General features: G+C 66.8%; 13 protein-coding genes. 7 read left to right on the forward strand and 6 right to left on the reverse strand.

Translation table 11 applies throughout. The features are described 5' to 3' along the window. Positions 1 to 8 precede the first annotated feature (8 nt). The 6 genes from QRM96_RS15690 to QRM96_RS15715 are packed head-to-tail and all read left to right on the forward strand — an operon-like array spanning position 9 to position 5,616. Complete coding sequence (locus QRM96_RS15690) at positions 9 to 1,055, forward strand: transporter substrate-binding domain-containing protein (protein ID WP_285320199.1); 1,047 nt, start codon at positions 9 to 11, stop codon at positions 1,053 to 1,055. Continuing rightward, complete coding sequence (locus tag QRM96_RS15695; protein WP_285320200.1) at positions 1,052 to 2,176, forward strand: LLM class flavin-dependent oxidoreductase; 1,125 nt, start codon at positions 1,052 to 1,054, stop codon at positions 2,174 to 2,176. The genes QRM96_RS15690 and QRM96_RS15695 overlap by 4 nt, the downstream gene beginning before the upstream one ends. After that, positions 2,160 to 2,993: a DUF1684 domain-containing protein gene (locus tag QRM96_RS15700; protein ID WP_285320201.1), complete on the forward strand. Its 834-nt coding sequence runs from the start codon at positions 2,160 to 2,162 to the stop codon at positions 2,991 to 2,993. The genes QRM96_RS15695 and QRM96_RS15700 overlap by 17 nt, the downstream gene beginning before the upstream one ends. Beyond that, positions 2,990 to 4,051 carry an LLM class oxidoreductase gene (locus QRM96_RS15705; protein WP_285320202.1) on the forward strand — a complete coding sequence of 354 codons (1,062 nt, stop codon included), beginning with the start codon at positions 2,990 to 2,992 and terminating at the stop codon, positions 4,049 to 4,051. The genes QRM96_RS15700 and QRM96_RS15705 overlap by 4 nt, the downstream gene beginning before the upstream one ends. Before the next feature lie 9 nt (positions 4,052 to 4,060). Then, entirely contained in the window at positions 4,061 to 5,434 is a 1,374-nt protein-coding gene (locus tag QRM96_RS15710; RefSeq protein WP_285320203.1) for an NtaA/DmoA family FMN-dependent monooxygenase, read from the forward strand. After that, a complete protein-coding gene (locus QRM96_RS15715; protein ID WP_018763857.1) occupies positions 5,434 to 5,616 on the forward strand; it encodes a hypothetical protein in 183 nt (60 codons plus the stop codon). Before QRM96_RS15710 ends, QRM96_RS15715 begins: the two co-directional genes overlap by 1 nt. Before the next feature lie 214 nt (positions 5,617 to 5,830). Here the strand turns inward: QRM96_RS15715 and dctA are convergent, their stop codons facing one another. Beyond that, positions 5,831 to 7,141, reverse strand: coding sequence for a C4-dicarboxylate transporter DctA (dctA, locus tag QRM96_RS15720; protein ID WP_018763858.1), 1,311 nt, complete (start codon positions 7,139 to 7,141; stop codon positions 5,831 to 5,833). A 56-nt stretch (positions 7,142 to 7,197) separates the two neighbouring features. Beyond that, complete coding sequence (locus QRM96_RS15725; RefSeq protein WP_285320204.1) at positions 7,198 to 8,340, reverse strand: PrpF domain-containing protein; 1,143 nt, start codon at positions 8,338 to 8,340, stop codon at positions 7,198 to 7,200. Between the two features lie 128 nt (positions 8,341 to 8,468). Between QRM96_RS15725 and QRM96_RS15730 the strand changes: the two genes are divergently transcribed. After that, positions 8,469 to 9,374 carry a LysR family transcriptional regulator gene (locus tag QRM96_RS15730; protein WP_285320205.1) on the forward strand — a complete coding sequence of 302 codons (906 nt, stop codon included), beginning with the start codon at positions 8,469 to 8,471 and terminating at the stop codon, positions 9,372 to 9,374. 40 nt (positions 9,375 to 9,414) lie between these two features. Here QRM96_RS15730 and QRM96_RS15735 read toward each other — a convergent pair whose 3' ends face one another. From QRM96_RS15735 to QRM96_RS15750, 4 genes are all read right to left on the reverse strand, one after another. After that, a complete protein-coding gene (locus QRM96_RS15735; protein WP_285320206.1) occupies positions 9,415 to 10,386 on the reverse strand; it encodes a serine hydrolase domain-containing protein in 972 nt (323 codons plus the stop codon). Positions 10,387 to 10,464: 78 nt separating this feature from the next. Continuing rightward, a complete protein-coding gene (locus QRM96_RS15740) occupies positions 10,465 to 11,583 on the reverse strand; it encodes an ABC transporter substrate-binding protein (RefSeq protein ID WP_285320207.1) in 1,119 nt (372 codons plus the stop codon). A 31-nt stretch (positions 11,584 to 11,614) separates the two neighbouring features. After that, positions 11,615 to 13,399: an ABC transporter permease gene (locus QRM96_RS15745; protein WP_018763863.1), complete on the reverse strand. Its 1,785-nt coding sequence runs from the start codon at positions 13,397 to 13,399 to the stop codon at positions 11,615 to 11,617. Further along, entirely contained in the window at positions 13,396 to 14,493 is a 1,098-nt protein-coding gene (locus QRM96_RS15750; RefSeq protein WP_109045441.1) for an ABC transporter ATP-binding protein, read from the reverse strand. Before QRM96_RS15750 ends, QRM96_RS15745 begins: the two co-directional genes overlap by 4 nt. Between the last annotated feature and the right edge of the window lie 14 nt (positions 14,494 to 14,507).

The following is a 14,507-nucleotide window of genomic DNA, read 5'->3' on the forward strand; positions in this document are numbered from 1 at the left end:
CCTCTCCCATGGCTTTCTCCACCCCCGGCCTCCGCCGCAGCCGCGCGCTCGCGGTGCTTCCCGCCGTCGTCCTCCTTGGCACCGCCGCGCTGGCAGGGTGCGCCGACCCCGGTGCTTCGGCCGCCGGCAACCCCAGCGGCGGCGCGCAGACGACGGCGGCCCGCAACGGCGTGGTCTACAACACGTCCCCGGACCAGCAGCGGATCCGCGCGGAGAAGGACCCGGCGCTCGCCGCCAAGGTTCCCGCCCTGATCAGCAAGGACGGCAAGCTGACGGTGGCCACCACGGCCGGTTCCATCCCGCTGTCCTTCCACGCCACGGACGACAAGACGCCGATCGGCTCCGAGCTGGACATTGCCCAGCTGGTGGCGGACAAACTGGGCCTGGAGCTGGACGTGCAGGTCACGTCCTGGGAGAACTGGCCGCTGAAGACCCAGTCCGGCGACTTTGAGGCCGTCTTCTCCAACGTGGGCGTGAACAAGGACCGGGTGAAACTGTTCGACTTCGCCAGCTACCGCGCCGCGTACATGGGCTTCGAGGCCAAGAAGTCGGCCACCTATGACATCAAGGGCGCGGACGATATCTCCGGCCTGAAGGTCTCCGTGGGGTCCGGCACCAACCAGGAGAAGATCCTGCTGGCCTGGAACAAGGAACTGGAGGCCAAGGGCAAGGCCCCGGCCACGCTGCAGTACTACTCGTCCGACGCCGACACCATCCTGGCGCTCTCCTCCGGCCGGACGGACCTTAACATCGCCCCCTACCCGTCCACCGTGTACCGGGAAAACACCCGGGACGACCTGAAGGTGGTGGGCAAAGTGAACGCAGGCTGGCCGTCCGAAACCCTGGTGGCAGCCACCACCCTGCGCGGTAACGGCCTGGCGCCGGTCATCTCCGAGGCCCTCAACTCGGCCATCAAGGACGGCTCCTACGGCAAAGTGCTGGAGCGCTGGGGCCTGTCCGAGGAAGCCCTGCCCGAATCCAAGACCATCACCGATGAGAATTTCGCGGCCACCCAGGCAACGGCTACCGCCACGCCGTCCGGGAAGGCCTCATGAAGTTCCAGGTCCTGGATATCATTCCGCACCTGAAGAACCCGGTCACGGGGGAGATCGTCTCCACCGCAGACCGGCTGAACCAGGTGGTGGAAACCGCGCGCCGGGCGGAGGAACTGGGCTTTGACAGCTTCTCCGTGGGGGAGCGGCACGCCGGGGAGTTCATTTCCTCCTCGCCCACCACGGTGCTGGCGGCCATCGCCGCGGTCACTGACCGGATCCGGCTCCACACCGGCGTCACCGTACTCTCTGTCCTGGACCCGGTCCGGGTGGCGGAGGACTACGCCACCATTGACCAGTTCAGCCGCGGCCGCCTGGAAATCACCATCGGCAAGGGCAACGAGGTGCTGCAGTACCCGTTGTTCGGGCTGGACCTGGCGGACCAGTGGGACCTGCTGGCGGAAAAGTACCAGCTCCTGCGCCGGCTGTGGCGGGAGGAAGACGTCACCTGGACCGGGCGCTTCCGGCCGGCGCTGGTTGAGCCAACCACCACCACGCCGCGGCCGTTCAACGGTCCACCCCGTATTTGGCACGGTTCTGCTACAACCTTGACCTCGGCGGCGCTCGCCGGCAAATGGGGTGACCCGCTGTTCACGGCCAACGCCATCCAGCCGCGCGAAAACTACGCGGTGCTGATCGATCATTACCGCGAGGAATACGAGCGGCATGGCCATGATCCGCGGCACCAGTACGTGGGCTCGGGCTGCGGGGCCGGCGGCGTGTTCATCGCCGGCACCACACAGGAGGCCATCCGCCAGTTCGGCCCGGTGTACGAGGCCCTCACCGCAAACCGCAACGTGCCGGGCAACAATTCGCCCTTCCGGGACATCCAGCACGCAGTGGCCGAGGGCCCGGCGTTGGTGGGCAGCCCTGAGCAGGTGATCGACAAGATCCTGAGCTACCACTCGCTGTACGGGCATGACCTTCAATCCATCTCCCTGCCCACCACCCTGCCGTTCGAGCAGCAGCTGGAGATCCTGGAGCGGTTTGCGCTGGAGGTTATCCCGGCCGTCCGGGCGGCTGCCCCCACCACGTTGTGGGAAGCCGGCGACCCCTACGGCAACCGTCCCGAATTTGTCCGCCCGTCCACCACCGCCAGGAGTGAGAATGTCCTTGTCCACTGAAACCGCCCTCGAGTCCTTCGACGCCGACTGGCAGGAATGGCACGCCGCCCACGAACAGCAGCGCGCCCACCCGCACGGCTTCCTGGCGGTGACCCACCTGCACTGGCTGGGCAGCGAACCCGCCCGGCTGGAAGGCGCCCCGGGCACCTGGAGCGTGGCGGCCGACGTCGTCCGCGTCCTTTTGGAACCGGGTGACAGCCTGCAGCAGGACGGCACGGAGCTGAACACCGAAGCCGGCGCATCGCTGGAGTTCGGGCCTGTCGAAGAGCGCGGCGGCATCAACCTGGTCTCCGGCGAGACCGTCATTGAACTGGCCAAGCGGGGCGGCGAGTACATCGTGCGGCCGCGTCACCCCGAAAACCCGCTCCTGCAGGCCTACCAAGGCACGCCCGCCTACTCCCCGGACGCTGCCTATGCCGTCCGCGGAACCTTCGTGCCGTTCGAGGCGCCGCGGCCCACCACCGTGGGTGCAGCCGTGGAAGGCATCCAGCATGTCTACGAGGCACCCGGGGAAATCCGCTTCAAGCTGGCCGGCCAGGAGCTGGCGCTGACCGCGTTCAACGGCCACGCGCCCGGCTCCCTGTCCGTGCTGTTCACCGACCAGACCTCCGGCAAGACCACCTACGCGGCCAACCGCTCCCTCTCGGTGGTGCCCGCCGCGGACGGGTCCGTGGTGCTGGACTTCAACCGGGCCGTGAACCTGCCGTGCGCCTACACGGACCTGGCCACCTGCCCGCTGCCGCCAGCCGAAAACCGGCTGCCCGTGGCCATCGAAGCCGGCGAAAAGATTCCCTACGAACGTCAGGACCAGCAGTGAGTACCTTCAAAAAGCCGGGCTTCCTGGCGATCGAGCTCGACGGCGCCGGCTGGGACGGTGCGGACCTTGCCCGCGCCGTGCTGGCAGCGGAGTCGGCCGGCTTCCACGCCGCCACCTTCACCGACGCACCGGTTCCCGCCCGGGCCAACGCCCTGCAGCGGGCAGCCTTCGCGGGGCCGGTGACGCACACCATTGCGCTGGTCCCGGAGGTGGACACCGTCTACACCGAGCCTTTCCACGTCTCCACCCAGCTGGCCAGCCTGGACTACGTGTCCCGCGGCCGGGCCGGGTGGATCGCCACCGCCGCCGACGCACCTGAAGCGGCTGCCGCCGTCGGCCGTTCCGCCGTCACCGGCGCGGCGCTGGGCCAGGAAGCGGCCGCCTCCATCGAGGTGTCCCGCCGGCTGTGGGATTCCTGGGAGGACGACGCCGTGATCCGCGACGTTGCCACCGGCCGGTACATCGACGTGGACAAGCTGCACTACGTTGATTTCCAGACGCCTGCCGGGTTTGCCGGTGTTGGGTACTCGGTCAAGGGGCCATCCATCATTCCGCGGCCGCTCCAGGGGCAGTTGCCGGTGCTGGTTCCCGCGTCCCTGCTCGGCGAAGTCCGGGCGGACGCGGTGGATGCCGTGCTGGTGTCCGCGCCCGCAGCGGAACTGTTGGCGGCTGAGGTCCGCGACGTCCGGGCCCGGGTGGGGGCGTCCATTGCCGTGATCGCCGAGCTCGACGTCGTCCTGGACGCCCGCGGCCAGGACGCGGCTGCGCGGGACGCATCGTTCGACGGCGGCCGGGCGGCTTTCGCAGGTTCTGCGGCCGGCCTCACCGACTTCCTCGCCGACCTTCTAAAGGAGGCCGACGGCGTGCGGTTGCACCCGGCGTCGCTCTTTGTTGACGTGGAGGAACTGGGCCGGCTGGTCCTTCCGGAACTGCGGCGCCGCGGAGCACTCCGCCCGGTGGCGCAGGACGGAACCTTCCGCGACCTGCTCGGCCTGGAGCGCCCGGCCAGCCGCTATGCAACCGCCGCCGCTGCTGCGCCTGCCGGCGCCGGAAAGTAAGGGAAAAACATGACACAGCACACCCGTGCTACATCCGAGATCTTCACCCCGAGCGGCCAGATCCAGTTTGGGGTCTTCTTCCAGGGCGTCAACTCGGGCACCATCTGGAAGGCCGCCGAATCGGGCTCGCAGACGGACTTCGAATCGTTCCGCCGGATCGCCCAGACCGCGGAGCGGGGCCTGTTCGCCGCGTTCTTCCTGGGCGAGGGGCTGCGCCTGCGGGAGCACCTGGGCCGCCCGCACGCGCTGGACGTGGTGGGCAGGCCGGATGCACAAACCATGCTCGCCGCCCTGGCGTCGGTGACGAAGAACATCGGCCTGGTGGCCACCCAGAACACCACCTACAACGATCCCGCCGATTTGGCGCACCGGCTCGCCTCCCTGGACCTGATCTCGGGCGGCCGCGCGGCGTGGAACATCGTGACCACTGACAACGCCTGGACCGGTGCGAACTTCCGCCGCGGCGGCTACCTGGACCACGCCGACCGGTACAAGCACGCCGAAGCATTCGTGGAGACAGCCAAACGGATCTGGGATTCCTGGGAGACGCCGAACGGCCCTGCCCGCCGGGTGCTGCATCAGGGGCAGCACTACACGGTGGACGTCACGCCGCGGCTGCCGCGCAGCGCCCAGTACCGGCCGGTGCTGTTCCAGGCCGGCGACTCGCCCGAGGGCCGCAATTTCGCAGCCCGGCAGGCGGACGTGATCTTCTCTGCCCACCCGAAGTTCGACGACGCCGTGGACTTCCGGAAGGACCTCGTGGAGCGGTCCGTGGCCGCCGGTCGTGGCGCCAACGCCGTGCAGATCATGCCGGCCAGCGAGTTCATCCTGGCGCCTACTGCCGCCGAAGCCGCTGAGAAGAAGGAGTGGGTGCGCAGCTTGCAGATCGGCCCGCAGCAGGCCATTGCCTACCTGGAGCAGTTCTGGGGCCGCGAGCTGTCCTCTTACGATCCGGACGGCGCCCTGCCGGAGATCGATCCGGTGGTGGAGGAAACGTCCGAAACCCGGGGCAGCGGTTTCCACGGCGCCAAGGCCCGGCAGCTGGCGGACCAGTGGCGGGCGGAAGCCAAGGACAAGGGGCTGTCCATCCGGCAGTTCGTCACCTCGAAGACCGCGCGGATCGATTCCACCTTCACCGGTTCGTACGTTGAGGTGGCGGACCAGCTGGCCGAGTACGCGCGGGTGGGCGCCGTGGACGGATTCAACATTTCCCCGTGGCTGATCCCCACCGGCCTGGATGACATCGTGAACCATCTGGTCCCGGAACTCCAGGAACGCGGCGTGTACCCCACGGAGTACCGCGGGAACACGCTCCGCGAGCACCTGGGGCTGGAAACGCCGGTGCGTACCGCCGATGAGGCTGCTGAGGCGGTCCGGGCGTGATGCGCTGGGCCGGTTTTGCCCGCGGGGCTGGCTTTAATTGGAAGGCTGGTTTTGCCGGACGGGACGACGACGGCGGCAGGGTAGGTGCCGCCGTCGAACCTTCCGTGGGGGCTGGTGCTGTGGTGGCTGGTTCGTCCGGGAGCGTCACCCTGCAGCTGACGGTATGGGAGCAGTGGGTGTAGGGCCCGACAGCTGGGCCGCTAGTCGGTTTCCGGGCTCTGGCAGTAGAAGCAGGTGCCTTCATCGCAGTCTTCTGCAATGTCCTGCTCCGTTTGGCGCTGGCTCATTGGCGGGTCCTTTCCGTGTGGGTTTGTGCAGTAGTACCCCGCTCAGGGATCTGCCCGGGACCCGTTCCGGGGTCCCGGGCAAACCCTGGGGTGGTGGCTTGGCGGCCGGTTAGTGGGCCAGGGCCGGTTCGGCCAGCTGAACCTTCTCCGCCTCGGTGGGCACGAAGCCCGCCTGGAGCTCGGAGCGGAGCTTGACCATGTCCAGCTCACCCTGCCACTTGGCGATTGCCACGCAGGAGACGATGTTGCAGACCGTGCTGGTGAGGGCGCGGGCCTCGCTCATGAACCGGTCGATGCCAACGATGAGGGCCACGCCGGCCACCGGCAGGGTGGGCATGACTGTCAGGGTGGCCACCAGGGCCACGAAGCCGCTGCCGGTGACGCCCGCCGCGCCCTTGGACGTCAGCAGCATCATGCCGAGCATCAGCAGGATCTGGCCCCAGCTCAGGTGGATGTCGCAGGCCTGGGCGATGAACATGGAGGCAAGGGTGAGGTAGATGGCCGTTCCGGTGAGGTTGAAGGAGTAGCCGGTGGGGACCACGAGTCCTACAACGCTGCGGTCGCAGCCGATCCGCTCGAGCTTGGACAGCAGGCGCGGCAGGACCGGTTCGCTGGAGGACGTGGCCAGGACGATCAGGAATTCGTCCTTGAAGTAGCGCAGGATCTGCCACAGGCTGAAGCCGGTCACCTTGGCCAGGATGCCCAGGCCGACCACCACGAAGACGATGCAGGCGGCGTAGAAGGCAAGGATCAGCATGCCGAGGTTGCCGATGGAGTGGGCGCCGTACTTGCCCACCGTGAAGGCCATGGCCCCAAAGGCTCCCAGCGGAGCCACCTTCATGATGTAGCCAAACATGATGAAGAGCAGCTTGTTGAAGCTGTTGACCACGTTCAGGGCCAGCTGGCCCGGTGCGCCGAGCTTGCTGAAGGCGAAGCCGCACAGCAGTGCAATGACCAGCACGGGCAGGACTTCACCATCGGCGAAGGCGCCAACGAAGGTGGTGGGGATGATGCTGAGGATGAAGTCCACGGGGTTGCTGCTGGGCAGCTGCGTGGTGTACTTCTGCGCCACCGAGGAGTCCAGATGCGTGGGATCGATGTGCATCCCGGCGCCGGGCTGGAACAGCGTCACCGCGGCCAGGCCCAGGGCCAGGGCGAGTGCCGTCAGCGCGTAGAAGAGGCCCAGCGAACGGATCAGGGTGGGGCCCACCTTCTTGGTGTCCCTCAGCGACGTGATGCCTCCGACGATGGTGCAGAACACGATGGGGGCGATCATGAACTTCACGAGTTTCACGAAGCCGTCGCCGATGGGCTTGAGGGACGAACCGAGGTCCGGCCACAGCGCGCCCACAACTACGCCGAGGGCGACTCCGATGAGTACCTGGACATACAGGTGTCCGAGGATGGATTTGATCTTCATTGAACAACTTCCTGGTTGGTGCGGCCCCTTAATGATGGGGCAAAGAGATAGGGGTGTTAGGCAGACAGCTCGGCGGCCGGGGCCACGTCGATATCTGCGGTGGCGATGTGGCGGGCCGCCCGGTGGAGGGCCACTTCGCTGACGGTGCCGGTGTCATCGGTGATGATTTCGGCGGTGATCACGCCGGCAGGTGTCCCGATCCGCAGCAAGCGGGGAGTTCCGGTGCCGGCGGAGGATGATTGGGCTGCTGCGTTGGCTACCACCGACGACGGCTGCGAGGCTGCGAGGGCCACTGCCACGGCTGAGGTGAGGCCGATGGCCGGGTGGGGCGCGAGCATGGACAGCATCCGCACCCGCACGTCGTGGCTTCCGGCGGTGATGGTGGTTCCGTCCGCGGCGATGTAGTCCCCGGCAGGCGCCACAACCCCGACTTTCGGGACAGCGTTCTGCGGCGGATCCTCAGGCTTGCGCAGCCCCATGATCAGGCCTGCTGATGCCCGTGCCGCAATGAGGGTGGGCAGCTGCGCGGAGAGGTTGTCCGTCATCGAGGAAAGGTCGACGCCGGCCTGGTCGGCTGCGAGGAGCACGGCAGGGGCGCCGGCGTCCACCATCGTTGCGTCCAGGATCCTGCCGTTGACCTCAAGCTGGTCCACCGTGTTGCCGGTGGGCAGGAGTGCGCCGGTGTTCTGGCCCCAGGGGCCGTGGAACGAGAGGCTGACGGGAACACCGGCGGCGCTGCTGCCCGGAACCCGCGCCAGGCCCGATTTGGGAATGTGGCCGCCGGGAGTTGGAACCGCTCCGCTGAGCACGGCGCCGGAGGTGACGTGGCGCATGCGGACCTTGGTCATGCCGTCCCCGGCAGGAACGATGCCCGTCTGGACTGCGAACAGGGCAATGGCGGTGGCGCAGTTGCCGCAGTTGGAACCCAGCTCAACGGTGGTGTCGCCGATCCCCACCTGGGCGAAAAGGTAGTCGAGGTCTGCCTCCGCGCCAGGGGTGGCCCAGATGACCGCGGCCTTCGACGTGGTGGACGTTCCGCCCCCGACGCCGTCCAGCTGCCGCGCATCCGCTGCGCCGAATGCGGCGGACAGCAGTGCGGGGATGTCCTCGCGGGTGGGGGCGTGGAGGGCCACGTCCCTGGCATCGAAGAGCCAGCACTTGCTGGTGCCACCCCGGTACCAATGTCCTTTGAGTCCCACTGTATTTCTCCCTCGTAACTTGCAGGTGCCCTACTTCACAGCACCTTGTCCTTCTACGATCCGGGATGGCAGCCTTCAGCACAATCGCAAATAAGTGGACGACTATCTACTTTTGCTAAACTCAATGCATGGCAATCCTTGACCTCCCCCGGCTCCATGTGCTCCGCGAGGTGGGCCGTTCCGGCTCCCTGACCTCCGCTGCCGCCGCACTCTCCTTCACCACGTCAGCGGTGTCGCAGCAGATCGCGAAACTCGAGCAGGAGATGGGTGTGGTCCTGATCGAGCGCCACCCGCGGGGCGTGGTCCTGACCGAGGCGGGGCACGCCCTGCTGCACTACGCCGACGAGATCGACAGGACCGTGGAAGCTGCCCGTGCCGAAATGGGGGAGTTCGCGGGCCTTCGGCGCGGCCAACTGCGGCTCGGGACCTTTCCCACCGGCGGGGCCTCCCTGATGCCGGATGTGGTGCTGGCGTTCCGCGCCCGCCATCCGGAGGTGGCGGTAACGGTGGTGAGCGCCCGGCGGGACGGTTTGCTGGAACGGTTGCGGCGGCGGGAAATCGAGCTGACGCTGCTGTGGGACTACCCCTGGCAGCAGATCCAGGATCCTGACTTGACCCTGGCCACGCTGATGAACGATCCAACAATGCTGCTGGTCCCGCGGGAGCATCCCATTGCGAAACTGCGCTCGGTCCGCATCGGCGCATTGAGCGACCAGGAATGGGTGGTGCGCGATGAGCACCCCGTGGCCGATGTCCTCAGCCGGGTATGCCGCGACGCCGGGTTCGAGCCGCGGATCGCCTTCGCGGCCAATGATTACCAGGAGACGCAGGGCATGGTGGCGGCCGGTATCGGGATCGCGCTGGCACCAAGGCTGGCGCTGACGGCCCTGCGCCCCGACGTCGTTGCAGTCCCGCTCGCGGGGGCTCCGAAGCGCCGCATCCTTCTTGCGCACCTGGCAAACAGGAGGCTCAGCCCCGCCGCGCAGCAGGCAACCAAGGTATTCCGTTCCGTCGCCAAGGGCGCGGCTTCCTGACAATGGATGGGGCCGCCGTCGTACCGTGCCTTTCTGATGCCTACCGGGCCAGGGGCCCGGCAACCAGCGCCCTGGCAAGGTCCATGAATTCGGAGTGGGTCACCGGAGCGGGGCCTGCCGTCGAGGCAGTTGCCGTGCGGGTGTTCCGTGCGATGGCGAAGCTGTCGCTGACGACGCGCCGGTGCACAATGACGCTCCCGATCGCCGGCAGGACCAGCAGGAACTGGCCGTAGTTGCCCGCAGCCAGGAACGCCCCCTCCCACTGCGGGCCGGATTCCCGGGGTAGCCACCACAGGTAGCCGTAGTCGCAGGTGCCAAAACCGGTGGCCGGCGCCATGTCTGCGCGCCTCACATGGGTGGCCACGCTCTCCCTGACCCATTCCCCGGGGACATGCTGCCGGCCCTGCCACTGGCCGCCGGCAGCCATCAGCAGCCCGATCTTCGCCAGGTCCCGGGCGGAGAGGAAGAAGTGGTAAGCCCGGAAGGCGGACTTTCGGTCGTCCCCGAGCATCTGCTGGCGTGTGGGGACGTAGTCGTCGAACCCCAGCGGACCGGCCAGGTGCTTCTCGAACGCATCGAAGACGCCCAGGCCGCTGGCCTTCTCGAAGATGGCGCCGGCGGCGTTGAAATCCCAGTTGTTGTAGACGAAATATTGCCCGGGCGCCTTTGTGCCACGTGCAGGGAAAGCATCCTCGTCACTGCCCGGGCTGGACGGCGGATGGTAGACCCCCGACCGCGACGTCAACAGGTCACGGAGCCGGGCCGTCCGCTCGATGGGCAGCAGGCCGCCCACATCGTCAACACCGAGCTCACCAAGGGTGGCGTCGAGGCTGACCGTGCCGGCGTCCACCTGGATGCCGAAAAGGACCGAGAGCAGGCTCTTGCGCATAGAGGCGACGTAGCTGGCGCGGGTGGTGTCGCCCAGTTCGACGACGGTCCTGCCGTCCTGGAGGACCAGCAGGGACGAGGTGTTCCGGGGTACCGGAAGTGCGGCGGCGTGGACGGCGGTCACAGGGCTCCTGATGGTGGTGTGAAACAAGAAGCCCGGGGACCCGGCGGAGGCCGGGTCCCCGGGCGTGGGATTTCGGGGTTACTTGGTGTAGCCGAAGACCTGGTTCCACTTGGCAAGGTCGTCCTTGCCGTAGGTCGCGGCGTCGGTGTTCTGCATGCGGTAGACCTTGCCGGAATCGACGGCGGGGAGCGTCACGCCCATGATGGTGGGCGGTGCTACGTCGGTGCGGACCGGGTATTCACCGATCTGCGCGAAGACCTGCTGGCCCTGCTTGGAAAGGTTGTAGTTCATGAAGACCTTCGCGGCTTCCACGTTTGTGGCGGTGCCCGTCATGCCCAGGTAGTAGTCGTAAGAGACGAGTCCTTCCTCGGGGACGATGAACTTGACCGGAGCCTTGTCCTGGACGGCCGAGATGTTGGTGCCGCTGATGGTGACCGTGCCTACGGCCACTTCACCGCGGGCCAGCGCCGTGGCTTCAGCGCCCAGGGAGTCATAGATTTTGGGCTTCTGCGCAGCGTACTTGGCGAAGTAGTCGCCGCCCATCTTGGTTTCCATGAACCTGTTCAGCGCAGCTGTGCTCCCGCCCGAGCCGCCCTGGACGATGCCCAGCTTGCCCTGCCACTTCCCGCCGACGGCATCCGCCCATGACTTGGGGGCATCGGCTTCCTTCACCAACTGGGTGTTGTAGCCCAGGGTGTAGACGGAGTTGAACATGCGGGTGAACTGGCCGCCGTCCACGGAAACGTCCTTGAGGGCCGAGGCGCCGGGTACGTCGTAGGCCTTCCAGACCTTGGCGTCCTCCATGGACTTGGCAATCCGGTAGTCGGACGTGCGGATGACGTCGGCGCTGAGCTTGCCGGCACCCTGCTCGGAAAGTACGCGCTCGGAGAGCTTGTTCGGGGTGAGCCGGACGACGTTGACCTTGATGCCGGTGTCCTTGGTGAAGGCGTCAACCAGTGCGCTTTCGGAGGAGTCGGTGTAGCCGGAGTACAGGGACAGTGTTTGCGATTTTGCCTTCTCGTACGTGGCCTTGTCCGCGATGGACTCGCCGTTGATCACCAGTCCGTCATCGGTGCTTACGGTGGCGGTGGCCGTGACCACGCCGGCACTCTGGGCGGGGCTTCCGCAGCCGGCAAGGCTGAGGGCTAGCAATACTCCGGCTGCGGTGAAAGCGGGCAGTTTGGACGCTAACTTCATTGTGGTGTCCCTTTCAAAGGTGGGTGGGAGGTCAGTTCTTGGTCTTGCGTTCGCCGCCGACTTTTTGGGCGATGACGGCGAGGATTCCGATGACGAGGCAGTACAGGACGCTGACGGCGGCAGCTGCCTGGCTCTGGCCGTTGTCGAAGTTGTCGAAGACGAGGATGGACAGGATCCGGGTGTTCGAGGTGAAGAGGAAGATGGAGGCGCTGAGCTCACGCATGGAGAGCATGAGGAACAGCAGGAACGAGGACATGATGCCGACGCGCATCAGGGGCAGGGTGACATCCAGTACGGACCGGGTCCGCCCGGCGCCGAGCATCACGGCGCTGTCTTCGAGGTCCTGGTCCATCTGGAGCATTGACGCGGAGACACCGCGGTATCCCTGCGGCATGAACACGGCCACGCAGGCGACGGCGAGGATCGCCAGGGTGCCGTAGATGGGCAGGGGCAGCAGCAGCCAGGTCCAGAGCAGTCCGATGCCCATGACGATGGCGGGGACGGCGAGAGGGGTCATGGCCACCAGCTCGATCAGGCGTCCCACCTTGGACTTGGTGCGGTACCGGATGTAGGAGGCGATGAAGCTGAGGGTGGTTCCGGCGAAGGCTGCGATCAGGGCCACCAGGACACTGTTCTTCAGGGCGAGCTGGAAGTCGTTGGATCCCAGGACCTCGATCAGCTTCGCGAAGCTAAGGGAGTTGGCTTCGAGCAGCTGCGACATCGAGGACACGAACGGGGTGGCCTGCATCGAAGCGGCCAGCAGGGCCAGCATCGGCAGGACCACCGAAACGGCGAAGTAGGCCAGGGCCAGGATGGTGAACGGCCAGCGCATCTTGCGAAGCGGCACCTGGCGGGGACGGTTGCCCTTGCCGGTCATGGTGGTGAATTTGCGCTTGTTGATGATGCGCTGCTGGATGAGGGTCACGGCCATCAGCGCAACGGTCAGGATCACGGCGACACTCGCCGCCTGGTTGCTCTTGGCGGGCGTGGCGCTCATAAGGCGGTAGATGTAGGTGGGCAGGGTGTCCACGCCGGCGGGGTTGCCGATGACCTGGGCCACGGGGAAGTTCTCCATGGTCAAGGCGAAGACCAGGACGGCGGAGCCCAGGATGGCCGGCAGGGCCAGGGGCAGGGTGACGGTACGCAGCATGGTGCGCAGTGGCGCCCCGTGGACGGTGGCGGCCTCTTCGAGGTCGGCGTTCATCATAGACAGCGAGCTGTGCAGCAGCAGGAAAGCGTACGGGGCGTAAAAGATTCCCAGCACGAACACCAGGCCCGGCAGGCTGTAGATGTTGATGGCGGCATCAATGCCCAGGTCGCGGAGGAAGATGTTGATGTACCCGGCGCTGGGCGAGCACAGGAGGGACCAGGCCAATGCGCCCACCAAAGCGGGAATGAACATCGGCGCCATCCCGATGAAGAAAATGAACTTCCGCAACGGCGCATCGGAGCGGGCACACACGAAGGCCAGGAATGCCCCGATCAGCAGGGCGACGATCGCTGAGCCGGCACCGACCATGAGCGAGTTGACCAGGGCCCCGAGTGCTTCCGGGGTGGCCAGCAGTGCCAGGTTGGACAGTGTCAGGCCGCCCAGCGAGATGCTGCCGGGCCGGGGAACGCTGTCCGAGAAGGCGGCGAGCAGGACGAGGGCAAGAGGAAGAACGATGAGGACGCCGAGGATGACCAGGACGATCAGGCCCGGCGTGTTCTTTCGGAGGCCTGAAAGGGTCCGGGCTGCACGGTAGTCCCGGGGCGCCGGCGTGGGTGCGAGGCGGGCGTCGGCGCGGGTGGCCGCCTCGGTGGTCTTGAGGCTCATGCGAGGACCTCAGCCGGCAGGATCTGGACTTCGCGGGGGTTGACGGTCACCCACACGCGGTCCCCCACTTTGTGCTGTTCGCCGCGGCGCAGTCCCCCCAGGGCGTCCAGCTCGGGCCCGGATTCCAGCTGGATGGCGTACCGGATGTCGTTGCCCTGGAAGCCCGCCACGCGGACCGTTCCCGGCCATGAGTTGGGGTGTTCGGTGGGCATGGCGGTGATCTGCAGGTCCTCGGCCCGGATGCATACCTTGGGGGATGTGCCGGCGTCGCTGGCCTGCTGCGCCGACTGGATGGTGAGCTCGCTGTTGGTGATGCGTGCGGTGGTGGACCCGGTGGCGGTGCCCTCCGGGGTGCAGTCCATGATGTTGGAAACACCCAGGAAGTGGGCGATCGAAGCGCTGGCGGGTGCCTCGTACATGTGCTGCGGGGCGCCCATCTGGACAATCCGGCCGCCCTGGAGCAGGGCGATGCGGTCTGCCAGTGCGAAGGCTTCGTGCTGGTCGTGGGTGACGTACACACAGGTGAGCCCCAGCTGGAGCTGGATTTCACGCAGTTCAACGCGGAGCCGGTCACGCAGGCGGGCGTCAAGGTTGGAGAGCGGTTCGTCGAGCATGAGCACGCTGGGCCGCATGACCAAGCTGCGCGCCAGCGCGACGCGCTGCATCTGGCCGCCGCTGAGCAGGCTGGCGCCGCGGTCCGCGTAGGGCTCCAGGCCCACCAGCGTGAGGGCCTCCATGACGCGCTCATCGATTTCGCTCTTGGACAGCTTCTTCTGCTTGAGCGAGTAGGCAACGTTCTGGGCCACCGTCATGTGCGGCCATACCGCGTAGGACTGGAAGACCATGCCGACGTTGCGCTTGTTCGGGGGCAGGTTGATGCCCTTTTCGGAGTCGAAGACCACCACGTCGTCGATGATGATCCGCCCCGACGTGGGTTCCTCCAGGCCGGCGATGCAGCGCATGGTGCTGGTCTTGCCGCAACCGGACTGGCCCAGCAGGACGAGGGCCTCGCCGTCTTCGATGTCGAGGTTGAGGTTTTCGATGGCAGTGAAGCTTCCGTACTTCAGCTGCAGGTTTTGAATGCTGATTTTCATGGCTGATTCCTTGG

This window comes from Pseudarthrobacter sp. lyk4-40-TYG-27 (genome assembly GCF_030209295.1).
Classification (GTDB): Bacteria; Actinomycetota; Actinomycetes; order Actinomycetales; family Micrococcaceae; genus Arthrobacter.